Below are 23074 nucleotides of genomic sequence, written 5' to 3' on the forward strand. Positions count from 1 at the left end.
GCGCAAGATCATCAAGTCGCGCGGGCACTTCCCCAGTGACGATGCGGCTTCCAAGCTGATCTGGCTGGCGCTGCGCAACATCACGGCCGACTGGGGACGCGCAGCGCACAACTGGAAGGAGGCGATGAATCAATTCGCGATCCTCTACGAAGAGCGTTTCACGCATGCGGCCCAAGGCAACGCAAAATCAGGAGGTTGAGCATGAGTACATCGCTCAACCGGGGCGCCTCCGGCGGCCTGGCAGGGGCCTGAAGACATCAGAGAAATCAGTCGAGCGCAAATTCACCAACCGCCTCGAACACAAAAATCCTGACAGCTCCGCCCAAGGACTAAACCGCTGCCGCGGTAGCCCGCCGCCAAGACCACGGCGTCTTCAGTCATCGCGTCCCTGTCTATGTTGGGTGCGAGGCAATCGGCCTCGTCCCTCGACAGGAGCACGACCATGACCGCATCCACCCAAGCCATCTCGCCCTTGCGCCAGCGCATGCTGGACGACATGCGCCTGCGCAAGCTTCGACCCAGGACCCAGACCGGCTACATCCGTGCCGTGCGGTACCTCGCTGCCTTCCTCCAGCGCTCCCCGGACACCGCCACCGCAGAGGATCTCCGGCGGTTCCAGTTGCACCTGGTCGATCGCGGCGTCTCCGCCATCACGATCAACGCGACCATCACCGCCTTGCGGTTCTTCTTCGAGGTCACGCTCGGGCGCGATGACGTGATGGCCAGGATGAGCTATGTGCGTGTTCCGCAGAAGCTGCCGGTGGTGCTCAGCCACGACGAGGCCGTACGCCTGATCGCGGCAGCGTCCAATCTCAAGTACCGCACTGCCTTGTCCATCGCCTATGGCACCGGCCTGCGCGTGGGCGAGATCGTCGCGCTGAAGGTCGACGACATCGACAGCCAACGCATGACCCTGCGCGTCGATCAGGGCAAGGGCCAGAAGGATCGCTATGCGATGCTCTCGCCCGTGCTGCTGGAGCGGCTGCGCGCCTGGTGGCGCCTGGCTCACTCTCAGGGCAAGATGCTGCCCCATGGCTGGCTGTTCCCAGGCATGGACCCACTGAACCCGTTGACTGCGCGCCAACTCAATCGCGCCGTTGTCGCTGCCGCCGCAGCAGCCCGAATCGACAAGCGTGTATCGATGCACACGTTGCGCCATAGCTTCGCCACCCACCTGCTGGAGCAGAAGGTGGACATTCGCGTGATCCAGGTGATGCTTGGGCACAAGAAGCTGGAGACCACATCCATTTACACCCACGTGGGCACCAGGGTGCTGCGTGCTGTCGTCAGCCCACTGGAGAGCCAGCCCGCATAGCTGCGCCTTCATGGCGCATCGCGCCCCGGAGGTTGCCGACATCTTCCGAACCCATGGTCCCGACTGGCGCAAGGCGCAGCACGGTCATCTGAGCCTGGGCCAGCTCAAGGTCATGTCGGCCATCGAACAGTGCCGCAGCGCGGCGCTGGGAGGCCATGTGCTGCATTGCGAGGATTGCGGATACGACCAGATCGCCTACAACTCCTGCCGCAACCGGCATTGCCCGAAGTGCCAGGCCGGCGCGGCAAGACGCTGGCTGGATGCCCGGCAGGCCGATCTGCTGCCGGTGGAGTACTACCACGTCGTCTTCACCTTGCCGGCGCCGATCAGCGCCATCGCCTACTACAACAAGGCCACGATCTATTCCTTGCTGTTCGACATGGCCGCCGAGACCTTGGCGACCATCGCGGCTGACTCGAAGCATCTTGGCGCAAGCATCGGCGCTACCCTGGTCCTGCACACCTGGGGATCGGCGCTGACGCATCACCCGCATGTGCATGGGATTGTTCCGGGCGGCGGAGTAGCGCCCGACGGCGAACGCTGGATCGCCTGTCGGCCGGGGTTCTTCTTGCCGGTGCGTGTGCTGTCGCGCCTGTTCCGGCGGCGCTTCCTTGAAGAACTCCAGGACGCACATCGAGCCGGTCGGCTGCAATTCTTCGGCGAGTACGCCGCACTGGCCAACGCGAAGGCGTTCGCCGAGTGGCTCGCACCGCTGCGCAAGTGCGAATGGGTGGTCTACGCCAAGCGCCCGTTCGCCGGCCCCGAGGCGGTGCTGGCCTATCTCTCGCACTACACGCACAGGGTCGCAATCTCCAACAGCCGGCTGATCTCTCTTGACGATCGCGGCGTCACCTTCCGTTGGAAGGACTTCTATGGGGACTCGTTCGTCAAGCCTTTTTGATCAACGGTATTTCATGGCAGTCCCTCGGTATAGCTGAGCGGATGAGACAGCTGCACGGAGCGTTGGCGATGCATGCCGATCCGAGGTCGGGGTGTGGCGAGCGTTCGAGCCAGTGGCTCGGACGAACTTCTATCCGTGCTGGGCGTGAACACCCAGCACCTCATGCTGCATGCGCGCAAAGCGCACTGGCAAACCCCGGTTACCGAGGCACCCCTTCTATTCGAACGGTCACTTGTGAGCAGTGACCCGTCCTTCCATCGGGCGCGTCGACCTTTGATCATGATGATGCGTTCCTTGGCAAGTCGTGCTTCAGGGCGAGGGCTGACAGGGCCTCAAGCGGTGGCTGGCTTGAGCGTGGCCCCAACCGGAATCTCGCCGTTCTGCAGATAGCGCCAGAGCGCGATCGCAAGTCTTCTCGCCAAGGCGACGATGCCCACTCTGCGCATCCGCTTGCCACCGCCTGCGAAGCGTCGGTTGAACCACTGGGTCAGTGCGCTATCGGGCTGAAGGCGCAACCAGTTCCAGGCGAGCTCTATCAGCAACGTTCGGGCTCGCTTGTTGCCGGCTTTGCTGATGCCTTGCTCCACCTGGCTGCCACCGCTGTCGTAGGGTGTGGGCGTCAGCCCGAGACAGCCGGCCAACTCGCGCCGGTTGGCGAAGTGACGCCAGCCGAACAGCTCCTTGACCAGCACCCAGGCACCCTTGGGCCCGATGGCGCGAAGTTGCGCCAGTTGCGCCACCAGCGGCTGCTTGCCGTCGGCCAGTTCCTGGCGCCGCTCGGCCTCCATCGCCTTGACCTGCTGCTTGACGAGCCCCAACCGCGCGCTCTCGCGCTCGATCTCGGCGCGCAAGACAGGCGGAACCTGCTCGCCATGGCGCGCCCACCAGGCAGGCCAGTCGCGTCCGCCGATGACGACGTGCGGGCGCAAGTTGTGCAGCACCAGCAGCGCGCCGATGCGATTCATGTGTGAGGTCCTCTCCTGAGTCAGACGGACGAGCTCGCGATGCGTGCGACGCGCGTCTTCGTCCGTGGGCGTAGGCGCATGCACCACCGACCACACACGCTCGCCACGATGATGGCGCAACAGCATCGCCAACAGCTTGTCGCCATCGAGCCGATCGGTCTTGGCCCGCCTGGCGTGTCGGTTCACCTCGATGCTGGAAGAGTCGACCACGATGTTGTCAACACCTTGCTCTATCAGCCAGCGATGCAGCCACCAGCCGTCGCGGCCGGCTTCGTAGCAGGAGTGCACCTTGGCCTGCGGCTCGAGCTTGCAGCGCTCCCGGGCCTGGTCGATGCAGTGCGCAACTGCGGCCGTGTCGCCCGGGTCCACGTTGTACCGGCTCGGCCCGCGGTGGCCATCGCTCGCCGTCACCTTCCAGGACTTGTCGCCAAGTTCGAAGCTCATGTACATCTCGCTCAGGATCGCCGTATCCTTGACTTGTGGGGCTGTCTGGGTTGTTGACATTTCCATCTCCTTTGCCAAGAAGTTAAGGAAATCCCGTTTTAGCTAAACGGGTCTCGCTCGGGTAGTCCCACATAGCATCTACCGSGCCAAGGGCAAGACGCGCTACAAGGCCATGACGCTGTCGCCCCAGGAGTTCATGCGCCGGTTCCTGCTTCACGTGCTGCCCGGCGGCTTCCATCGCATTCGCCACTACGGGCTGCTGGCCAATGGCTCGCGCAAGGCGAGTCTGGCTGCGGCGCGCGAGCTCTTGCTCGCGGTGCCAGTGCCAACGGCTGCGGCAGGGAGTGCCGAAACCATCAGCACCGACCCTCACGCCGTACGCTCCACATTCATCTGTCGGCACTGCGGCCATGCCATGGCCATCGTGCAGACCTTCGTTCACGGTGCGGCGATCCGCGCACCTCCACTGTCATGATTGGCTGTGCATCCCACCTGCGATCGGTGCCGATGAGCGGTGTGTGCTTAGCGGCAGGATCGGCGCGTGCCTGCAGCGGCCATCCACTGAATGCAGCCAGTCTCGCGCGCCGCAGCATGCGCGGCGCTGCGCTGCGAGGGGTCCGTCCCAGCCAGGCTGGGTATGCGCGCATCGGTCACGCGCCATCACAGACCACCCTGCGCCCGCCCAAATCCCCATAGCGTCGGTGCCCTGAACACCCGCTGTGGCTTGCTCCGCGGTTTCCTCCCTCGAGGCTTGTGCGACACCTGCCCTCCGGTCGTCGTCGTGCATCGCTCTGCGCCAGTCTCCGGGCAGGTATCTCACAACCCTAAACAAATCCGGCTGTCCGCCGCATTCTGCCCGCCGTGCCCTTTCGCTGCTCGGCCCTGCTCCCCACATCCTCCGCCTGATCCAGTAGGCGACCGGCCGTCGATGACAGCGGGCCGCAACGACTTGTCGAGGATCCCGCGGCCCCCAGCCCGACGGGTCGGACACCTGCAATCTCACGATGCGGGAAACGGCGGACAAATAGTGTCGCACCGGCGGCGCAGCTACCGTGTCGCACGACAAAAACCTTCTAAAACGGCTTCCTTCGGGCGCTGGCGCGCAACTCGATCGTTGCGAGCTTCGCCAATATCGACATCTAGGCAAGGCTGATCCAGGAGCTGTCGAATTGGTGAAGTCACTCCGTTGCCGGGCTGACTAGCAATGCGAGCATTCGATGGGACCGGCAAGCGAAGTCATTTACTGTACGCCTATTGCGCAGCGTTGACCGGGCCTCTCCGCCGCCGGAACTCGCCAGGCGTCATGCCCACCACCCTCCGGAAGGCACGGCTGAAATTGGCGGCATCGCTGAAGCCGAGTTCGGCCGCAACTTGGGCGACCGTGGCTGTCCGTGCACTCATCAGTTCGCAGGCGCGCTCGAAACGCACCTGCTGCGCGAGATGGCGGAACTGTAGGCCTTCTTTCTTCAAATGGCGGTCGATGGTGCGTGCCGAGACGCCGACGTGGAGAGCCAGGTCGTCGAGCGTCGTCAGGTCGCCATGCGCCTGTCGCAGCATCATGCCGACGAAGTCGCCCCAGCCCTCGGCGCTGCTGGCCGGGCGCTGGCCCATCGCCGCGCAACGCTCATCGATGTCCTCGACCATGCGTGGGTTGGCCAGCGGTAGCGCTCGGTCCAGCAGGTCAGCCCCCATCACGAAACGTATTCCCGGCAGCGCCGCGGGATCGAAGTGGAAGCGCACTGGGGCGAAGGCGTCATAGCGCTTGGCATGCGACGGCTCGGGCATCGACAGATAGACGTCGTATGCGGGCACATCGCCGCCAAGAAAAAGCCGCACCTGGTTGTGGAAGGCCATCGCCAGCATTTCCAGATGGAAGTTCAGCAGTAGCTGCGACATGTTGAGCGCCGGCGTGTAGCTGACCTCGCCCACTCCTGTGCCAATGCGACGATAGCGAAACACGAAGGTCTCGATCATCAGGTGATGGTGCCGCACCACCAGCCGCAGCACCTCATCGACGTTGCGGCAGCCCAGCATGCCGAAGCCGAGCAACTCGTGCATGGTCTGCTGGATCAGCCGTCCGGCTTCGAAGCCAAGATCGCCGCGGCCGGTGAGGCGCTGCGCGGAGGTGACGAAGGATTCGAACTCGGCGCTGTGCAGCCTGGCATCGCGCGCCTCGAAGCGCCCCACGTCCAACCCGGCCATGTGAAGCAGCTGCGCGACCTCCACACCCTGGCGGCGTAGCTGGTCAAGCAGCGGCACCAGGTAGCGCGTCGGGAAGCGCTTGCCTACGGCCGCCAAGGCGGCACTCCGCTGGTTCCTGGGCAGTCGGCCATGTCGACGCGTCGATCTGTTGACACGCACGAATACTAGCCATGGGACCTTGTATTGTCGACAAGGACAACCCTCGACTGGAGCGGATAGCCGGCGGGCACGAAGATGGCCCCCTGCCGGCTATCCAACCCTGGAATGTCAATGCAGGCCGGGCCCGGTGCTCCCGGCGCGGCCTGCGGTGCATAGGGCCGTCATACGGCGAAACTGGTGACGTCGACCGGTTGGGTGTCAGTCCGCTTGCAGTAGTCCAGGTAGCGCTGGACCATCGTCTTCCAATTCTCGATCGCCAGCACCTGGCCTTCCGGACCCATCAGGTTCCAGTCGCCTTGCACGATGTTCAGGGTGACGATTTCGCCCTCGCCGCAGCCGACCGGCGTGTGCTGCGTTCCGGCCGTCTCGAACACGAAGCTGCCCGGGCCCGCCGTCCAGTCGTGCTCCAGGTAGCGCCACTTTCCGCTGATGGTGTAGACCATCACCGTGCCTGAATGGTGATGTTTGGGCAGCTGCATGTCCTCGGGCACCTTCAGCAGCGTGATCCACTCGCCGCGCACCGCATCGACCTTCAACAGCTTGAGGAAGACGTTCTCTGCGTACGGCAGAAAGGGGATCCAGGGCAGCGACTCGGTGTCGATCACGGCAGTGTCGATGTTTTCGTATTGCATGGGCATGATGAGTTCCTTGGGGTTGAAAATTGCAGTTGTTGACCGAGGCCCGAAGTCCATTGGACGGACCGCCAGGGCTGCGTACCTTGGTGGCGGCTGCGCTTCCTTCTTGAGCCTTCTCGGCCATGCGCAGCGACCACAGACGAATAGTGCTTGGCGGGGCCGAATCGGGATATGTCAATTGCCGACACCTGCTTGTCCGAAGACGCCACGCTAGCGGTGAGGCTGCCACTGGCGGCACCGCCCCAATCGCCAGGCTATCCGGGTGGATCGGTCGGAGCATGTTCTCGGGCCTGCACTTGTCTGGAATGGACAGGCAGGTGTCACCAAACGACATCGTGCGCCGATGGCCGCTGGTCGATGATTCAGGCTTCCCATCACTGCCGCCTGTGCGGTCAAGAAGCACACATGAAAGCACTGCGCACACCGGACGAGCGCTTTTCGGGCTTGCCCGACTACCCGTTCGTTCCCCACTATCACCATGTGACGCCCGAACTTCGCCTCCACTATGTCGACGAAGGCGCACGCGACGCACCGCCGGTGCTGATGCTGCACGGTGAACCCACCTGGTCCTTCCTGTACCGGCACATGATCCCGCCGGTTGCGGCAGCGGGTCTTCGCGTGCTCGCGCCCGACCTAATCGGTTTCGGCAAGTCGGACAAGCCGGTCGAATCCGACGACTACAGCTACGCAGGCCAGGTGGCGTGGCTGCGCCACTGGGTCGAGACGCTCGACCTGCGCGGCATCACGCTGGTGTGCCAGGACTGGGGCTCGCTGATTGGCCTGCGTCTGGCCGCCGAAATGCCTGAGCGCTTTGCGGCCGTGCTCATGGGCAACGGCGGGCTGCCCACCGGTGACACCGGGATTTCACGCGCATTCATGCTGTGGCGTACCTTCGCGAACCACAGCCCCTGGTTCCCGATCGGCCGCATCGTTCAATATGGCACCAAGAGAAAACTGTCGGCAGCCGAACGCGCGGCCTATGACGCGCCGTTCCCATCGGCGGACTTCAAGGCTGGGGCGCGTGTCTATCCCTCGCTCGTGCCGGTGAGGCCGGACAATCCAGCGAGCGAGGCCAATCGCCAGGCATGGCAGGTCTTCGAACGCTGGGACAAGCCCTTCGTATGCTGCTTCAGCGACGGCGATCCGATCACGCGCGGCTGGGACGCCCCGTGGTTGCAGCGCGTGCCAGGCACGCGCTGCAAACCCCACACCACGCTGCGCGGTGGCCACTTCATGCAGGAGGACGATGCGCAAACCTTTGCGCGGCTCGTGCTTGAGGTAGTCAGTCGTATTGAAGTTGGCGGGCTAGCCTAAAAGCAAGTCTGGCCGGTTTGCTCCACTGGTTGACGGGGCGGCTTGACCCTACGTTACCTCGACCAACAAGGGCCGCGTGACCTACACCGCGACGACGCCATACGCGGCGCCGGCCACGCCGGCACCGCCGTGACAATCGTCATGTGAAGACCGACGTTGAGTGCCTTGACCAGCCGAATCGATTCGCCCATCGCCCCAGCGCGGCCCGGGCTGCGTCTGTAGGGAAGCGCCGCCAGGGGTGGCCGGTCAGGGACGTCGGGGTGCCGAAGAGCTTGGACGGCTGCTCAGAACGATGTTCCTGTGCGACTACTTCACCACCCCGGGGCTTCCGGCGAGAACTGCATGCACTGTTCAACCGTGGCGAGTCGGTACACCAGGCTGCAGCGGGCCATCTATTTTGGACGGATTTCGCCCGAGCGAGGTCGGCGTCGAGACGAACGCAACGCTATCTCCGGTGTGCACGCCCTGCTCACCCATATCGTGATCGCATGGAACACGGCGCGCATGCAGGCGGTGGTCGACCGTTGGCGAAAGGAAGGCATGGACGTCGAGGATGCCTGGCTGCGCCGCCTTGGACCGGTGCATTTCGAGCACATCAATTTCCGGGGTACGTTCAACTTTGGGGTGCAGCGATACGCGAAGGCGCTGATCAGGGCAAGGCGCTCCGTTGCCCGGCAGGCAGTGCATGAGTAGCGCACGAACTCGTCGTGATCGCGTTGACGATCCCAAGACGGCCATAGGACTGCCAAGTCGACATCCCGCCGCGAACTCCCGCAATCAGCTGAAGCAGACGTAGCCAGCGATTCTGCGACTGGCAGCTCATGGCCGCGAGCACCAGTTCGCGGCCGCGCTTGGTAGCTGACCTTCGGCGTGGTCACGCTGTTGGCCAAGGGCGGCTATCGGCGAGTTTGGCGAACAGGCAGTCACGGCCACAAGCGGACCTTCCCGACGACCCGCCAGTTGGCTATGCTGGCAGTAGCTCGGAAGGCGTCCTCGTTGGTCAGAATACGCTCTACCCGGGCCGTCAGACCGTTGAATGGAGGGTTCGTGGAAAAGCTGACGAGTGCGATTCTTCTGTCCGTCCTGGCCAGCTGCGCAAGCACCTCGCCTCGCGACTATTCGGTGTATTCCACGTAGCCGGGTACCTATGCGTGCCAAATCGAGCAATACCAAAACGTCGACGATTGACGCCGTCTTGCTTGAGACCGACAGGGAGAATGCGGCCATGAACCTCGTCTATAGGAGAGCTGTTCCCGAGGACACGCCTGCCTGCTTTACTTTGAGAGGTTTGACACGGGAAAACGCCTTTTCTCCGGAACAGTTGAGCGCAATCGGTGTGACACCTCAAAGCTGGGAGGCGGACATCCGTGGGGACCTCTTGTTTGGATTCGTTGGCCTCGTCGACCAAGAGGTCATCGGCTACTGCTTCGGAATTCGAGGAACCGGCGAAATCGGTGTGCTGGCACTGCTACCAGAATACGAAAGCCTCGGCATCGGCAAGGCCCTGCTCGGTCTGGTGGTGGATGAGTTCAGAAGAGCGGGCATGACGCGGCTCTTCCTCGGGTGCTCGACCGACCCGAGAGCTCGCTCTCATGGCTTCTACCGACATCTCGGATGGATTCCCACAGGAGTCATCGACGCCCTAAATGATGAGGTACTCGAGTACCCTGTCAGATGAAGTTGAAGCGGTGCTCGGTCGCGCTCGGCTCGGCTCGGCTCGGCGAGGTCGGTCTACCATCGGCCAAAAGAAGACCTATACGAGACCTTCATGATTCAAGTTATGTTACCCCGAGATGCGCAAAGAGCTTGAAGATGCTCAAACGATGAAAACCAACCAACTGGAGGGACCTGTCATGAACAACGAGCTTATTGACCGCCTTGCTATCCGAGACCTTATCGAAAACTGGGCCATCTGGCGCGATGCCGGAGACTGGGAACGGTTTGCGACCGTGTGGCACGACGACGGCGTGATGATGGCGACCTGGTTCCAAGGCCCCGCAAAGGAGTTCATTCGGGTAACGCAAGAAGGTTGGAAGAAGGGTGTGAGCATTCTTCACTTCTTGGGGGGTACATCCATCGACTTGGCTAGTGACCGCGCCATCGTCCAAACCAAGATGACCATCTCTCAGCGCGGTGACGTCCAGGGCGTCTTGTGCGACGTTGTTTGCACGGGGCGCTTCTATGACTTCGTCGAGAAGCGAGATGGCCGATGGGGGGTCGTCCTGCGTCAACCCATCTATGAAAAAGACCGTGTCGACCCGGTTGACCCTAGCGCCAAACTCGAGATTGACCCGGCGAAGCTTTCGGAGTTTCCCAAAGGCTACAGGCACCTCGCGTACATCCAGACCGGGATTGGCTACACCGTGAAGCGCGACATGCCGCAGCTGACTGGACCGGAGGTTGAGAAACTCTATGCGCGCGGCAAAGCATGGCTGGCAGGTGAGTCATTGAGCAGTTGAGTGCTGACCCGTGAGCGCCGCAGCGTCCTCGTTGCGGCGCTTCTCGCCCCGCCTCAAGTTCACTCTCGCCGTCCGCTATCCAGCTGGAGCACAGCGACGCGGCCGACGCCAGCCGGCCAATATCCGACCTTCATCAGCCAACCTCAGTTGTAACCACATCGAAGATGACCGACCCAGCTGTTTGTCCTGCTTGCTCGTCGTCTCAGGTTGAGCGCTCGATGCACGGAGGGTTGTTCTCGGACCGGTGCGCGGCCTGCGGCTGGGAGAGCTCCGGCACGTACTCGCCGACCATCGAAGGGCTGCCTCCTTCACCCGTCACCCGGGTAAGTGTTCGGTGGTTGGAAGGAGACGTTGCTCCGTGTGCCCTGAAGGCCCTGCGAGATGCGTCTCCCTTGGCAAAGGGCATCGGCCTCGGCGACCTGTCCGCATTGATGGCCGGAGGTCGGCCGTTTGAGCTGGGCGTGGTGGCTGAGCACGCGCGAGCGCTGTTGTCGCGTCAGCTTGAGCACGCGGGGTTCATCGTCACAAGCGAGGCGGCGCCGCAGCCGCCGGTTGCGGCCAACACCAGACCTCCGATTCAAGGACCCAGCAATGCCTTCCGAGCCGCGTGATTGGCCATTCGACAGCCCGCCCAACGTAGAGTGCCTGACGGTCCGGTCGATTGTCGATGGCGTGAAACCCGTCCTCATGGCTTCGCGGGACGCGAAGGATGGCTCTTGGCAGTTCCTCACCGGCGACGCCTTCGACGCGGCAGAAGAGATGCTGGTCTCGCTGAAAAGCATGGTCGACCGAGACCCGACATTGGTCCAACTTGCCGACGTGCAACCAGGCTGGATGGCATGGCGCGAGCATGGCGGAGCTCCATGGAGCCGGCAGGCCGAAGCCCGTCAAGCAGACGAGTAGCGCGACCGGCAGAATGCGGCCACAACCGGACCTTCAATGTCGTCTTCCAATTCACTCGCAGCCGGCATTCGAAGCGCGCTCACATCGCTTGGGTCCGGTGGCTTTGTCTGAAACGAGGGCGCCAGACGCCGCTGAACCATCGGCGGCCGCGCCAGCGCCTGAATGCCTGAACGAAAGGCCGGCCCTTCCTCGGTGCCGCAACGTCCACTTTCTGAAAAGCTGTGTCCGCTGCGCGCATTGCGTAGCTGCAGCGATGCAAGCTGCTCACCGAGGCAATCAAGCTGCAGCGGCGGCACGACGCTCGGAACCGTCTTCGGTGAACGCAGCGGCCACCGCCAGCGCATGCGTTCAGGTCTGACTACATGAAGGCGATCCAGATGCCGGGACTCTTGACGGCACCGCTCACCGTGCCGTGGCGGCAGGTGCCGCGCCGGCGTCATAGAGCCGCAGGCGCTTTCCTGCGCGCATGACTTGACCAGGCAAAGGACGTCCCAGCGTCTCTTCCAACAGCCATGCTGACCGCACGAGCGAATCGAGGTCGATTCCGGTGCTGTGCCCTTCCTCATGGAGGTAGTGCACGAGATCCTCGGTGCACACGTTGCCTGTCGCGCCCGGTGCGAAGGGACAGCCTCCAACACCTCCGATGGAGGATTCGTACGCGTCGATCTCAAGCTCGAGTCCGGCGGCCACATTCACGAGACCCAGGCCGCGCGTGTTGTGGAAGTGGAGGGAGAGCTTTGCCTCAGGGACCGCGTTCCGGACGCTTGTGCATACGGCGCGAACCACAGCAGGCGTCGCCATCCCCGTCGTATCGGCCAGAGTGACCTGACGAATTCCGATGCGCCCGAGCGCCTGAACGATATTGACGACTGAACGAACATCCACATCGCCCTCGAAGGGGCATCCGAAGACAGTCGAGATCGCGGCGCGCAAGGGCGTTCCATTCTGGGACGCCAGCTCGGCTACCGCCTCGATGTTGATCAGTGAGTCGGCGACGCTGCGGTTGAGGTTTTTCTTGTTATGCGTTGTGCTCGCTGACACGAATGCGACCAGTTCGTCAGCTCCGGCCCGGATGGCATCGCGTGCGCCCCGGACATTGGGTGCAAGCACACTCACGACGGAGCCCTCGGGCCTGCTGATCTGGTGCAGGACATCGGCAGAATCCGCCATCTGCGGGACTGCCGTGGGCGATACGAAGGAAGTCGCCTCCACAGAGCGTATGCCCGCGCCGAAGAGCGAGTCGATGAGCTGGACTTTTCGAGCAGTGGGGATGAAGCTCATTTCGCTCTGAAGACCATCTCGCGGGCCGACTTCGATGATTTTGATTTGCATAGGTTCTCAACTCAGAAATTAGCTGCCCGTTTGCCAGATCCAGGGGCGCACCTGACGGTCTCTTTGCTGAAACGCAGCAATTTCGTCCTCGTGTCGCTCAGCGAGGGTGATGGGATCGAGCCCTTGGAGCAAGGACTCGCGGTGGGCCCCGTCCAGCGTGAATGAATGCACCGATCCGTCCGGGAAGGTGACTCGGCATGCTTGCAGGTCGATGTCCACCAGCTTGGATTTCTCGCTCTCCAGCATGGCCAGAAGGTCTTCGACTTCCTGCTCATTCAAGGTCAAGGGAAGGATGCCGTTCTTGACGCAGTTTTCGTGGAAGATCGAAGCGAAGCTTGGCGCGATAACGCATCGAATGCCGAAATCCGCGAGCGCCCAGACCGCATGTTCGCGTGAGCTCCCACAGCCGAAGTTGGATTGCGCCACCAGAACGGACGCCTGTCGAAACGGCGCTCGGTTCAACACGAAGTCGTCGATCTCCGCTCCGCCCGGCGCGTACCGCCATCGATGAAACAGGTAGTTGCCCAGCCCCGATTTCTTAAGGGTGTAGACGTGCTGGACGGCGATGATCGCGTCCGTGTCCACGTTCGCTTTTGGCATCGGTGCGGCGATGCCTTGCCATTGAGTGAAAGGCTGCATGATCAGTCTCCGAGACGTCGAGCGTCAGTGACGACACCGGTGATGGCTGCGGCCGCGGCCATCGCGGGGCTGGCGAGGTGGGTACGGGCACGAGGCCCTTGCCGGCCTTCGAAATTGCGATTGGACGTGGAGACGCAACGCGCACCAGGCGGAACAACGTCGTCGTTCACCGCAGCGCACATCGAACATCCTGGCTCACGCCACTCGAAGCCAGCGTCCAGGAAGACGCGATGCAGGCCGAGCGCTTCGGCCTCGCGCTTGACGGTCATCGAGCCCGGGACCACCAAGGCTCTAACGTGGCTCGCAACCTTGTGACCGCGAACGATCTCGGCCGCGGCCGAAAGATCTGACAGCCTGCTGTTCGTGCACGAGCCGATGAAAACGGCGTCGACCTTGAGGCCGAGCAGGGAAGCTCCGGGCTGCAGTCCCATGTACGCGATGGCACGCTCTGCGGCGCCCCGTTGCTCCTCGCTGTCCAAGAGCGCCGGAACCGGCACCATGGCGTCGATTGGCATCACCTGTTCCGGACTCGTGCCCCAGGTGATCTGCGGCGCCACAGCGCTCGCGTCGAACCGAAGTTCCCTGTCAAACACCGCTCCGGGGTCAGAGGCCAATTGCCGCCACTCCAGCACCGCACGGTCGAAGCGGGAATCCTTGGGCCCAAACTCGCGCCCGCGGAGATAGCTGAACGTCGTGTCGTCTGGAGCGATCATCGTAGTACGTGCCCCGGCCTCCACGCCCATATTGCACAGGGTAAAGCGTCCCTCCATGGGCATATCGGTGATCGCCTGTCCTGCAAGCTCCAGTGCATAGCCTGTCGCGCCAGCTGTTCCGATCTTTCCGATCAGGTACAGGATGAGGTCTTTTGGCGTCACGCCGGTGCCCAGTCGGCCGTCGACCAGAATCCGCATCGTCTTTGGTTTGCGCACCGCAAGTGTCTGGGTCGCGAGCACCTGCTCCACCGACGAGGTTCCGATGCCCCAGGCCCATGAACCCAGCGCGCCCACCGTGCCGGTATGGCTGTCACCGCAGACCAATGTCACGCCTGGCAACGCAATGCCCAGTTCGGGAGCGATGACATGGACGATGCCCTGCTGTGCATCTTGCACATCGAAATGCCGTATCCCGTGGGCACGGGTACTGTTGCGAAACGCCCGTATCAATGTGGCTCCGCCCTCGACCGTTTCGTCATCCCGGTTGCGTCGCGTCGACACCAGATGGTCGGTCGTTCCAAAAGTGAGCTCTGGGTTGCGCACGCGCCGCCCAGCCTGCTGCAGGCCATCGAAGGCCTGAGGGCTCGTGATCTCGTACAACAGATGGCGATCGATGTGGACCAATGTCTCTCCGCCGTCCAGGTCGGCGATGCGATGCTGATCCCAAAGTTTTTCGAAGAGCGTGCAGGCGGTCATGCTGCGGCCTCTATTGGATGACTGCGCCGGATCGAGAGACCAGCGAGCCGTGCTTCGTGAACTCCGTCCGCATGAACGCCATGAGCGCATCGGGCGCCATCGCAGCAGGCACTGCGCCTTCGGCTGCAATCTGACCCTTAAAGGAATCCGATTGCACGATGGTCGTGATGGTCTCGTTGAGCTTCTGGACGATTTCGTTCGGCATCCCCTTCGGTCCGATCACGGCGTACCACGCCTCGAGGACACACCCAGGAAAGGTCTCCGTGATCGCCGGCACGTCGGGTAGGTTTGGCAGGCGTTTTGCGCTGGAGACCCCCAGCACCTTGAGCCTGCCTTGCTTGACAAGTCCCTCGACGCTGGCATACGAGAAAAAGGCCACATCGATGGTTCCACTGACCAGGTCCGGGACGACGGGTCCAGCCCCCTTGTAGGGCACATGGGTGAGCGTGAACTTTCCCTGCTCCTGCATGTACATCCCCATGAGATGCAGGATGGTGCCGTTGCCCGAAGAACCCATAGTGAGCTTTCCGGGGTTCTTCAGCGCCAGGGTCTTAAGTTCGCCGACGTTGCTCACGGGCAAGTCTGCTCGCGCGACCAGAACCATGGGCGTCGATGCCACCCCTGCGATGGGCGTCATGTCCTTCAGCGCGTCGAACGCGAACTTCTTATACAAGTGCGGGAAGACAACGTAGTTCGAACTGATCAGGCCAATGGTGTAGCCGTCCGGCGGTGAGCGCAGCAGGTTCTCGCCACCCAATACACCGCCTGCGCCGGGAAGGTTCTCGACGAACACGGGCTGTTTCAGCGCCTTGGTCATGTGGTCCGCGAGGCGGCGTGCCATGCCGTCAGCGCCTGAACCGGCGGAGTTCGGGGTGGTGAGCCGAATGGACTTGCTCGGATAGGGCTCAGTCGCGAAGACCAGGTGCGGAATGCACAAGAGTGAGGAAGCGGCAAGGATCTGCCGACGATTGAATCCGGTCATGGGGTTGTCTCCTGTGGTCTTTCTTGGGAATGGTCAGTTCGGGGATTGCGCCTGGGGCCCGGCGACGGCACTGCAATTGAACAAGTGCCGTGACTGCGCGTCCGACAATCCCCAAGTGCTCAGGTACTCAGCGGTCTGCGCGCCGATGCCTTGGGGCTGCAGGCGAACGCTCGGCAAGTGGTCGTCGATTCGGAATGGCATGGCCGGCAAGCTGGCGCGCTGGTCGCCGACCTTCACCTCCAGCAGCGAGCCGTTGGCGCGCAGATGTTCGTCGTCCAGAAGATCCAACGGAGTGCGAACAGGCCCGAACGGAATCTCAGCCTTCTTGCAAAGCGACTCGAGAGTGGCCATCGAGAGCGTTGCGAACTTCTCGTTCAAACGAGGGATGAGCCAAGGCCGTTCCATGGTTCTGCTGGAATTGGTCGCCAAGCGTGGGTCGTCCAGGAGCTCCTGCAGGCCGAAGGCCACACAGAACCTGTTCCACTGAGCGTCGCTGGTGATGCCAATGAACATCTGGCCATCCGAGCATTGGCAAAGGTCATAGAGGCACCACGCTTGCGTCCTCGCCGGCATCGGCACGACGGGCGTATCGCCGAACTGCGCCATGGCCATATGTTGACCCACCAGGAAGGCGGTGGTCTCGTACAGGGCGCTGGTCACATGCGAACCTTGACCGGTTGCTTCGCGAGCACGAAGAGCGGCGGTGATGCCGATGACGCCGAACATGCCGCCCGTCATGTCGACGATGGACGCGCCCGCTCGAATCGGCTGGCCCACGGGTCCCGTCATGTACGCCAGTCCACCCATCATCTGCACGACTTCGTCGAGGGCTGGGCGCGCCTGATAGGGCCCCGGCAGAAAGCCCTTGAGTGAGCAATAGATGACTCGGGAATTGAGGCGGGTCGCTTCGGCATAGCCATACCCGAGCCGATCCATCACTTCGGGACCGAAGTTCTCGATGACCACGTCGGCCCATTTGAATGCGCGCTCTAGCACGGGACGGGACAGGGGATTTTTCAGATCGATCGCAACGCTTTGCTTGTTGCGGTTCAGATAACCGAAGAAGCCCGATCCAAATCCCTTGAGGTTGCGCGTGGGGTCTCCTTCCACTCGTTCGATGCGCACGACCTCTGCGCCGAGGTCCGCGAGGATCAAGCCACATGTAGGCGCCATCACCGTGTGTCCAAAGTCCAGAACCTTGACGCCCGCAAGCGGGAATTTCGTGCTCGTCGAAGAGGGATTGTGTTTCATCTGATGATCCTATATGATCGTTGTATGAAACGAAATTTACTCGAAGAGGATCGATATGTCAAAAGCTGACACGCCGATAGGGGAGTCTGGGCTGCGGGTTAATGCGCTCGAACGCGGGCTTCGCTTGCTGATGGCGCTGCGCTATGACGAGGGCCTGAAGTTGAGTGATGTGGCGCGTGCGACCGGCCTCGACAAAGCCACCGCGTCCAGGCTGCTGCGATCCCTTGCCCAGTACTCGTTCGTGCAGAAAGACGGAAGCGATCGCTACCGCCTAGGGCCCGCGATCGCTGTGCTGGAGCGCACCGGCAACGCGACGCAGGGTATCGCCGCCGCGGTGCAGCCGACCTTGGAGCGCCTAGCGGCCGACACGGGGGAAACTGCCAGCTTTTTCGTGCCTCACGGCGGGCTACGTCTATGCGTGGCAGTCGCGGCCGGACATCAGGCCGTTAGCCACGTCCTGCGGGTCGGCGATACGCTGCCAATTGACCGAGGAGCGAGCGGCCGCGTCGTGCGCGAGTTCGCAGGAGGTAGGCCGCCGGAGGCTTCGAGTTTGCTGCAGACGAGCATGGGGGAGCGAGATCCCGAACTCGCGGCCGTCGCAACGCCGGTCTTCGATTCGCGAAACAGGTTGCTCGGGGCCCTTTCCCTATCGGGCACATGTACCCGGTACTCGTCGCCAGTCCACCTGCACAAGGTGCAGGCCGCGATCCAGGCGGCCTCGCAGGAGATCGAGTCGCTTTTCGCAATACCTTGAGGAATCGTGCCCATCGTTGAGCAAGCGTCAGCGTACTGGACTGTTCCGAGAGCAAACCTGAGCACCTTGGCGGGTGCAGGAAGGGCCGCTTCGGAGCGCCTTGAACTTCTGCTTAGGGCCCAGAACGCCAGTTCGCGACATTCGGAAGCAGTCGCTCACGCGCGACTTCGTCCTGGTCGTCAGTTGCCGCCCGCGATGTGAGCTGGCGACATCGGCGACGGTCAAGTTCCAAAGTAGACCGGCCGCTCGTCAAGAAAAGTGCCAAGGTCTAGTCTCGGCGACCGCTGTCATTCGGCAGCCGAATTCGAAGGACAGCAGACAGTCTTCAGCAGACCATCGGACCCGCCCTCCCCGCGGCCCCACCCACCTTACACCCAACCTATCGCGCCGACTTCATCCTCTCCCGCACCCCGATGATCGCCCCCCTCCAACGGAGGATAGCGAGGCGACAGAAAGCTCTGCAGGCACTCGTACGCGCGGTGCGAATCAGCCAGATTGAAGAACGCATCCTCGACCTCCGAGAAATGCGCGAGTGCCGACTCATTCGGATCTGAAGACGCTGGCGCCGTTGGCGCCGCCTTCTTGGCGACTGGCGTACGACGCCGCTTCGCAGACACCGTTTGGGGCTTGACGGACTTCGAGACGCTTGAGGAATGCGCGAGCGCGCGAGCAGACTTAGCCATTTTTTCGGCCTCCCAGTGAATGCAACTTGCCTCACCCGCCGCATACGCGATGAAACGGAGGCGGCGGCTCGAACGGGCTGGACGACTTGATGCGGCCGAGAGACGCAAGAAGCGCCCAAGCCCCCACCACGCGTCAGTGCATCACCTTCCGCGCCGCGTGAATCGCCTTTTCCAACGTCTGGATGCGCCGTCCCATCTCGGCATTGATCAACTCCATCATGGCCGTCAGCCCCCGGGGCTCGCCGAGATACTCCTCGACGTTCAGCATGTTGAGTGGCTTCAGGAAGTCATGTACGCAGCCGTAGGCGCGTTGCGCCCAGCGCAAGTTGTTGAACTCGTCCTCGACGAGCAACGCAGCCGAGCTGACTGCCTTCTTCTTTGCCTGTTTCTTGGTTTCGGACTTTGCTGCCGGTGCTTCACCAGCGACCTTGCGCTTGGTGGTTTTTGACTTGGCGGATGTCGTCTCCGCCGTGCGAACGGTCTTAGCCATTTTTGGGCTCCCTGAAGTTCCGGTTTGCGAAAACCGTCGCACCCGCTTCCAAACGGGGGCGGCAGCTCGAACGGGTTGGAAGACCGGGGAACTTCTTACGAAAAAGCCGGCAGGACTTTCGCCCTCCCGTCCGAGCCGCCAAAACTGGAGCACGAACGAGGAAGCCGCAGGGCCAATAGGCGACTGCGGCTTCCGCCGTAAAAAGTTCAACTCGGGCTTCCAAACCCGATCACGCCGTTGCCGACGCGACTCGCACAGTATGCCAGCGCCTATTCCATCTGGCGCACGAAGCGGGGTGCCGGTGCGATCCGAATCAACTCCGGAATCGTCTGCGCCCGCTCATCAAGCCAACTTGAATCGCGGGTCAACCTCGACCGCCTACCTCGAAAACGCAAATGCCCGGGGCTCGCCCCCGGTAGCCACCGTCACCCACGCGTTCAGCGCGCCCGAGCCGGCATCGATGGTGTAGGCCGACACGGCGCTGTCAATCTGATCGGAAGTTGCGCCATCACGCCTGGTCTTGCGCAGCAAGCCGAATCTCACACAGGTAGGACTTGTGGGCCGCGGTCCCGCTGACCGGGTCGCGTGCCGCGGTGCCGATCAGCAGGTTGAAGTTGGCGCCCGTCGACGCGAAGGGGTCGTAGCCGGGCAAGCCGAGCTCGGCACAGCCCTGCCACCAGCCGTGCTCGCCCACCACCACACGGGGATCGAGGTTCTCGTTGAACCGCGCGCGGGCGCGCACGCTGCCCTCGGGCGTCTCGATCGCCACCCAGTCGCCTTCTGCGATCCCGCGGGCCTGCGCCGCCGTGGGATGCAGCGTCAGCTCGGGATGCGGCGCGTGCTTGCGCAGGCTGCGCAGCCCGCGGTGCTGGCTCTCGCAGAACACCGACGACTTCGCGCTCGTCAGGACCAGCGGAAATCGCGCCGCCAGGTCGGGCCGCGCGACGGGGCCGATCGGCGGCTCGACGAATTCGGGCAACGGCGCATAGCCGTGGTCGAGGAAGACCTGCGAATACACCTCGACCCGACGCGAAGGCGTCGCGAAGCCGCGCGGCACGCCGTTCGCGTCTTCCTCGGCATGTTTGGCGTGGCGGGTCTGCAGCGGCACGCGCACGCCGCCCGGCGCGGCGCGCAACTGCTCCAGCGTGACGCCGGTCGGCGCCAGCTGGTGGCGGTAGGCAGCCGCGACGTCACCGTTCCAGAACTGGGCGCCGAGACCGAGGCGCGTGGCGAGGCCGAACACGATCTCGGTATCCGAGCGCGCCTCGCCGGGCGGCGCCACAACCGCCGAACGAAGCTGGATCAGCGATTGCGCGTCCTGGTTCACCTCGAAGCCGATCTTCAGCCCTTCGCGCTCGAAGGCCGAGGCGACCGGCAACACCACATCGGCCAGCTCGGCTGTGGGATTCATGAACAGGTCGGCATGCGCATAGAAGTCCAGCGCCTTGAGCGCCTCGCGACCATAGCGGCCGTCGGCATGCGCCAGCAGCATGTTGGCGCCGAACCCGAGCATGGTGCGGACGGGGTATGGCACGCCCTCGAGGATCGCGCGGTAGAGATCGCGAGCACCGACGTAGCCCCAGCGCGCCGGCCCGAGCGGGCGCTCGTCGCGGCCCACCGCGTGCGCGAGTCCTCGTGCCGACGGCAGGTCTTCGCCGGTGATCGATGCGGCGGGCGGCGCCTCGAACAGCACATTGCCGCCGGGCTGGTCGAACGAGCCCGTGAGGGCATAGAGCAGCGACATCGCGCGCGCCGTCTGCGTGACGTTGGCGTGCTGCTCGTGGCCGCTGTACGCGTAGTACGACGCCGGGCGTGCGTGCCAGATGAGCCGCGCGGCTTGCTCGACCTGAGCCTTCGGGATCCAGCAGGTTGTCTCGACCACCGCCGGCGGGTAGCGACCACACAGCCGCGCGTAGAGCTCGAAGGCCGGGTGGCACACCACATCGCCCTGCAGCGTGCCGACACGGACCTCGCCATGCAGGGCGAGGCCGGCGCAGTCGCTGTCGTAGGCGCCCGTGGTCGTGTCGTAGCGCACCAGTCGCGACGCGGCGGCGTCCCAGGCCAGCAGGCGGCCCGGCTCGCCGCTCGGCTCGAGGTCGCGCTCGGTCAGCAGGCGGCCCGTGTCGGCGCGCACCAGGTGCGGACCATTGCTGAATCGTAGGATGAAGTCGCGGTCGTACCAACCGCGCTCGATCATCACGTGGGCAATACCGAGCGCCAGTGCGCCGTCGGTACCGGGCCGCAGCCGCAGCCACAGATCGGCCTTGCCGGCAAGGCCCACGCGGCGCGGGTCGATCACGATCAGCTTCATGCCGCGCTTGAGCGCCGCCACGGTGGCGGTCGCGTGGGTGAGGCGGGTGAAGCTGGGGTTGTAGCCCCAAAGGAGCAGCACGCCGCTGCGCTCGATGTCCGGCATCGCACCGCCGGCACTGAGGCCGACGCTGCCGACGCCGTAGGTGTAGCGGGTGGCGAAGCCGCGTCCCCAGCCGCAGAGATCGAGCGTGATGCTCGCGTTGGGCGTGCCGAACGCGTTGGCCAGCCGGCGGATGAAGCCGGTGGAATCTCCGATCGCCGACGTCGAGGGCGACGACGTAGTAAAGGCCACCGCCTGCGGGCCATGCCGCTGTGCGGACCGCCGCATCGCGGCGGCGGTCAGGTCAAGCGCCTCGTCCCAGCCGATCCGCTCCCAGCCGGGGTCCGGATCGCCCTTCGGACGGGTTCGACGAAGTGGGTGGGTGAGTCGCTGCGGGTGGTCAGTGAGTTCCGGCGCCGCTCGTCCCTTGGCGCAGATCGCCTGTCCGGTCGGGTGCGACGGGTCGGGGTCGAGCCGGATGAACCGTCCTGCCTCCACCGTCGCCACGGTTCCGCAACGGGCGAGGCAAAGGGCACAGTAGCCGTGGATACGTCGCGTGGCAGCGTCGTCGGCGGCGCTGTCGCTTTCCGCTCGGATATTGGGAACAGCCATGTGTCCGCCTCCAGAGGCTCTGGGCCACCAGCGTGACAACCCGCACGTCGCGGCACCACTCGCAATGTACGCCGGGTTCGGCAAGGTTGGTGCACAGAACCTCCGTTCGCCACCCTCACACCTTCCGCGCCGCGTGAATCGCCTCTTCTACCGTCCGGATGCGCCGTCCCCTCTCTGCATTGATTTCGCTCCATCAACTCCCAGGCATCGCCCGAACCAGAAGCCGCCAGAGCTGTTCGTCGAAGCCCCGGTCCGGCGCCGACTGCCCCGTGCGCACGACGACCAGCCTGCGGCTGGGAACGACGAAGAGCTTGCGGTCCAGCGCGCCCATCGCGGCGACCATGTCGGCGGGGGCGGCCCCGATGAGGGGGCCAGGGCGGCGCGGCGCGTTGGCGCCGACGCCCACGGTTTCAGCGCCGCCGTTGAGCCACCAGAGCCGGCCGTAGGAGGGGTTGGTCTTCGTGGGCACGAACAGCGCGTCGAGCTGCGCCTTGGAGATGACGCGCACCCCCGTGTCGGTGACGCCGCCGTTCAGCACGAACTGCCCCAGGCGGGCAATGTCGCGCGGGGTCGTGACCAGGCCGGTCGGGTTGCCGGCGCTCGCCATCAATGCTGGGCGGTCGAGCCAGGCCGTGTCGTGCATGGCGGCGGGGCGCGCCAGCCAGGCCTGGGTGATCTCGGCGAGCGGCTGCTTCGCAGAAGCTTGGAGGACCGCCTTCATCACCGCGTAGGCCGGCGTGTTGTAGAAGAATTTCGTGTCCGGTGCCGCGTCGAAGCTCAGGTCTTCCTTCAGGCCCGAGTTCATCTCCATCAGGTGGCGCACGGTGATCGCCGCCTCCTGCTGCGGCGTGGCCTTGGACCAGGCCGGGCCGATGTAGGACGACACGGGTTGCGAGAGCTCCAGCAGGCCCTTGTCGACCGCGATGCCGGCGAGGATTGCGACGAAGCTCTTCTGCTGCGAGGCGACGTCTTCGAGCAGCGCGCCGTCCGGGGCCGTGCCGTGAACGAAGGCGGCGCGGAAGGCCCTGGCGTCGGCGGGCAGCGGCCAGGTTGTCTCGGCAATGAGCTTGTCGCCCTGGAGGATGACCAGGCCGGTCGACTTCTGGCTCGCGACATAGCGGGTCAGTTCGTCCAGCACGGCGGCGTTCCAGCCCGCGGCGACGGGGTCGACGCGGGCCGGCTCGGCGCGTGGCGCGCCGGCCGGCATGGCGATGGCGCACAGCGTGGCCAGCGCCACCGCGCAGAGGGTCGCCAGGGATCTCCGCATGGGCC

19 protein-coding genes and 4 pseudogenes are annotated in these 23074 nt (G+C 63.9%); 11 read left to right on the plus strand and 12 right to left on the minus strand.

All coding sequences use genetic code 11. The features are described 5' to 3' along the window. From AC1DYD_RS33420 to AC1DYD_RS33430, 3 genes and pseudogenes are all read left to right on the plus strand, one after another. A pseudogene (locus tag AC1DYD_RS33420) lies at nt 1-199 on the plus strand (hypothetical protein); the annotation flags it as partial. A gap of 243 nt (nt 200-442) precedes the next feature. Then, nucleotides 443-1315 carry a tyrosine-type recombinase/integrase gene (locus AC1DYD_RS33425; RefSeq protein ID WP_478177034.1) on the plus strand — a complete coding sequence of 291 codons (873 nt, stop codon included), beginning with the start codon at nt 443-445 and terminating at the stop codon, nt 1313-1315. 10 nt (nt 1316-1325) lie between these two features. Next, a pseudogene (locus AC1DYD_RS33430) lies at nt 1326-2186 on the plus strand (IS91 family transposase); the annotation flags it as partial. 362 nt (nt 2187-2548) lie between these two features. Here AC1DYD_RS33430 and AC1DYD_RS33435 read toward each other — a convergent pair. After that, nucleotides 2549-3685 (minus strand): IS110 family RNA-guided transposase, encoded by a 1137-nt coding sequence (locus AC1DYD_RS33435; protein WP_478177035.1) that lies wholly within the window; start codon nt 3683-3685, stop codon nt 2549-2551. Between the two features lie 79 nt (nt 3686-3764). Here AC1DYD_RS33435 and AC1DYD_RS33440 point away from each other — a divergent pair. Further along, nucleotides 3765-4100 (plus strand): annotated as a pseudogene (locus AC1DYD_RS33440) (transposase); the annotation flags it as partial. 776 nt (nt 4101-4876) lie between these two features. Here AC1DYD_RS33440 and AC1DYD_RS33445 read toward each other — a convergent pair. Then, complete coding sequence (locus tag AC1DYD_RS33445) at nt 4877-5923, minus strand: helix-turn-helix domain-containing protein (RefSeq protein ID WP_478177036.1); 1047 nt, start codon at nt 5921-5923, stop codon at nt 4877-4879. 224 nt (nt 5924-6147) lie between these two features. After that, entirely contained in the window at nt 6148-6618 is a 471-nt protein-coding gene (locus AC1DYD_RS33450) for a 2,4'-dihydroxyacetophenone dioxygenase family protein (RefSeq protein WP_478177069.1), read from the minus strand. A gap of 408 nt (nt 6619-7026) precedes the next feature. Here AC1DYD_RS33450 and AC1DYD_RS33455 point away from each other — a divergent pair, with 408 nt between their 5' ends. The 6 genes and pseudogenes from AC1DYD_RS33455 (at nt 7027) to AC1DYD_RS33480 (ending at nt 11297) form a co-directional block, all read left to right on the plus strand. Then, on the plus strand, nt 7027-7935 hold the full coding sequence (locus AC1DYD_RS33455) for a haloalkane dehalogenase (RefSeq protein WP_478177037.1): 909 nt from the start codon (nt 7027-7029) through the stop codon (nt 7933-7935). 247 nt (nt 7936-8182) lie between these two features. Beyond that, a pseudogene (locus tag AC1DYD_RS33460) lies at nt 8183-8628 on the plus strand (Tn3 family transposase); the annotation flags it as partial. A 532-nt stretch (nt 8629-9160) separates the two neighbouring features. Continuing rightward, a complete protein-coding gene (locus AC1DYD_RS33465) occupies nt 9161-9613 on the plus strand; it encodes an N-acetyltransferase family protein (protein WP_478177038.1) in 453 nt (150 codons plus the stop codon). Nucleotides 9614-9758: 145 nt separating this feature from the next. Continuing rightward, the gene (locus AC1DYD_RS33470; RefSeq protein WP_478177039.1) at nt 9759-10394 is read left to right on the plus strand and encodes a nuclear transport factor 2 family protein; all 636 of its coding nucleotides are present in this window, start codon (nt 9759-9761) and stop codon (nt 10392-10394) included. A gap of 392 nt (nt 10395-10786) precedes the next feature. After that, the gene (locus AC1DYD_RS33475) at nt 10787-11005 is read left to right on the plus strand and encodes a hypothetical protein (protein ID WP_478177040.1); all 219 of its coding nucleotides are present in this window, start codon (nt 10787-10789) and stop codon (nt 11003-11005) included. After that, nucleotides 10986-11297 (plus strand): hypothetical protein, encoded by a 312-nt coding sequence (locus AC1DYD_RS33480; RefSeq protein ID WP_478177041.1) that lies wholly within the window; start codon nt 10986-10988, stop codon nt 11295-11297. Before AC1DYD_RS33475 ends, AC1DYD_RS33480 begins: the two co-directional genes overlap by 20 nt. Here the strand turns inward: AC1DYD_RS33480 and AC1DYD_RS33485 are convergent. Genes AC1DYD_RS33485 through AC1DYD_RS33510 form a run of 6 tightly spaced genes read right to left on the minus strand, consistent with a single transcriptional unit; the run spans nt 11282 to nt 16910 of the window. Next, complete coding sequence (locus AC1DYD_RS33485; protein ID WP_478177042.1) at nt 11282-11641, minus strand: hypothetical protein; 360 nt, start codon at nt 11639-11641, stop codon at nt 11282-11284. The genes AC1DYD_RS33480 and AC1DYD_RS33485 overlap by 16 nt on opposite strands. A 58-nt stretch (nt 11642-11699) precedes the next feature. Next, nucleotides 11700-12629 carry a hydroxymethylglutaryl-CoA lyase gene (locus AC1DYD_RS33490; protein WP_478177043.1) on the minus strand — a complete coding sequence of 310 codons (930 nt, stop codon included), beginning with the start codon at nt 12627-12629 and terminating at the stop codon, nt 11700-11702. Between the two features lie 18 nt (nt 12630-12647). Beyond that, nucleotides 12648-13268 (minus strand): 3-isopropylmalate dehydratase small subunit, encoded by a 621-nt coding sequence (gene leuD, locus AC1DYD_RS33495; protein ID WP_478177044.1) that lies wholly within the window; start codon nt 13266-13268, stop codon nt 12648-12650. Nucleotides 13269-13270: 2 nt separating this feature from the next. Continuing rightward, the gene (leuC, locus tag AC1DYD_RS33500) at nt 13271-14677 is read right to left on the minus strand and encodes a 3-isopropylmalate dehydratase large subunit (RefSeq protein ID WP_478177045.1); all 1407 of its coding nucleotides are present in this window, start codon (nt 14675-14677) and stop codon (nt 13271-13273) included. 10 nt (nt 14678-14687) lie between these two features. Then, entirely contained in the window at nt 14688-15659 is a 972-nt protein-coding gene (locus AC1DYD_RS33505) for a Bug family tripartite tricarboxylate transporter substrate binding protein (protein ID WP_478177046.1), read from the minus strand. Between the two features lie 33 nt (nt 15660-15692). Then, nucleotides 15693-16910 (minus strand): CaiB/BaiF CoA transferase family protein, encoded by a 1218-nt coding sequence (locus tag AC1DYD_RS33510; RefSeq protein ID WP_478177047.1) that lies wholly within the window; start codon nt 16908-16910, stop codon nt 15693-15695. Nucleotides 16911-16965: 55 nt separating this feature from the next. Between AC1DYD_RS33510 and AC1DYD_RS33515 the strand changes: the two genes are divergently transcribed. After that, nucleotides 16966-17664, plus strand: a complete 699-nt coding sequence (locus AC1DYD_RS33515; protein WP_478177048.1) for an IclR family transcriptional regulator — start codon at nt 16966-16968, stop codon at nt 17662-17664. A gap of 816 nt (nt 17665-18480) precedes the next feature. Here the strand turns inward: AC1DYD_RS33515 and AC1DYD_RS33520 are convergent. The 3 genes from AC1DYD_RS33520 to AC1DYD_RS33530 form a co-directional block, all read right to left on the minus strand. Beyond that, on the minus strand, nt 18481-18837 hold the full coding sequence (locus tag AC1DYD_RS33520; protein WP_478177049.1) for a hypothetical protein: 357 nt from the start codon (nt 18835-18837) through the stop codon (nt 18481-18483). 508 nt (nt 18838-19345) lie between these two features. Then, nucleotides 19346-21802 (minus strand): molybdopterin-containing oxidoreductase family protein, encoded by a 2457-nt coding sequence (locus AC1DYD_RS33525; protein ID WP_478177050.1) that lies wholly within the window; start codon nt 21800-21802, stop codon nt 19346-19348. Between the two features lie 193 nt (nt 21803-21995). Next, nucleotides 21996-23069 (minus strand): serine hydrolase domain-containing protein, encoded by a 1074-nt coding sequence (locus AC1DYD_RS33530; protein ID WP_478177051.1) that lies wholly within the window; start codon nt 23067-23069, stop codon nt 21996-21998. Between the last annotated feature and the right edge of the window lie 5 nt (nt 23070-23074).

Source organism: Variovorax sp. P4_B11, from assembly GCF_056402355.1.

Excerpts from the sequence above, each read along its gene's own strand:
- AC1DYD_RS33490 (WP_478177043.1), bottom strand. The coding sequence starts at position 12,629 with ATGCAAATCAAAATCATCGAAGTCGGCCCGCGAGATGGTCTTCAGAGC.
- AC1DYD_RS33435 (WP_478177035.1), bottom strand. The coding sequence starts at position 3,685 with ATGTCAACAACCCAGACAGCCCCACAAGTCAAGGATACGGCGATCCTG.
- AC1DYD_RS33530 (WP_478177051.1), bottom strand. The coding sequence starts at position 23,069 with ATGCGGAGATCCCTGGCGACCCTCTGCGCGGTGGCGCTGGCCACGCTG.
- AC1DYD_RS33425 (WP_478177034.1), top strand. The coding sequence starts at position 443 with ATGACCGCATCCACCCAAGCCATCTCGCCCTTGCGCCAGCGCATGCTG.
- AC1DYD_RS33455 (WP_478177037.1), top strand. The coding sequence starts at position 7,027 with ATGAAAGCACTGCGCACACCGGACGAGCGCTTTTCGGGCTTGCCCGAC.
- AC1DYD_RS33485 (WP_478177042.1), bottom strand. The coding sequence starts at position 11,641 with ATGCGCTGGCGGTGGCCGCTGCGTTCACCGAAGACGGTTCCGAGCGTC.
- AC1DYD_RS33510 (WP_478177047.1), bottom strand. The coding sequence starts at position 16,910 with ATGAAACACAATCCCTCTTCGACGAGCACGAAATTCCCGCTTGCGGGC.
- AC1DYD_RS33480 (WP_478177041.1), top strand. The coding sequence starts at position 10,986 with ATGCCTTCCGAGCCGCGTGATTGGCCATTCGACAGCCCGCCCAACGTA.
- AC1DYD_RS33450 (WP_478177069.1), bottom strand. The coding sequence starts at position 6,618 with ATGCAATACGAAAACATCGACACTGCCGTGATCGACACCGAGTCGCTG.
- AC1DYD_RS33515 (WP_478177048.1), top strand. The coding sequence starts at position 16,966 with ATGTCAAAAGCTGACACGCCGATAGGGGAGTCTGGGCTGCGGGTTAAT.
- AC1DYD_RS33505 (WP_478177046.1), bottom strand. The coding sequence starts at position 15,659 with ATGACCGGATTCAATCGTCGGCAGATCCTTGCCGCTTCCTCACTCTTG.
- AC1DYD_RS33520 (WP_478177049.1), bottom strand. The coding sequence starts at position 18,837 with ATGGCTAAGACCGTTCGCACGGCGGAGACGACATCCGCCAAGTCAAAA.
- AC1DYD_RS33470 (WP_478177039.1), top strand. The coding sequence starts at position 9,759 with ATGAAAACCAACCAACTGGAGGGACCTGTCATGAACAACGAGCTTATT.
- AC1DYD_RS33525 (WP_478177050.1), bottom strand. The coding sequence starts at position 21,802 with ATGGCTGTTCCCAATATCCGAGCGGAAAGCGACAGCGCCGCCGACGAC.
- leuD (WP_478177044.1), bottom strand. The coding sequence starts at position 13,268 with ATGCAGCCTTTCACTCAATGGCAAGGCATCGCCGCACCGATGCCAAAA.
- leuC (WP_478177045.1), bottom strand. The coding sequence starts at position 14,677 with ATGACCGCCTGCACGCTCTTCGAAAAACTTTGGGATCAGCATCGCATC.
- AC1DYD_RS33465 (WP_478177038.1), top strand. The coding sequence starts at position 9,161 with ATGAACCTCGTCTATAGGAGAGCTGTTCCCGAGGACACGCCTGCCTGC.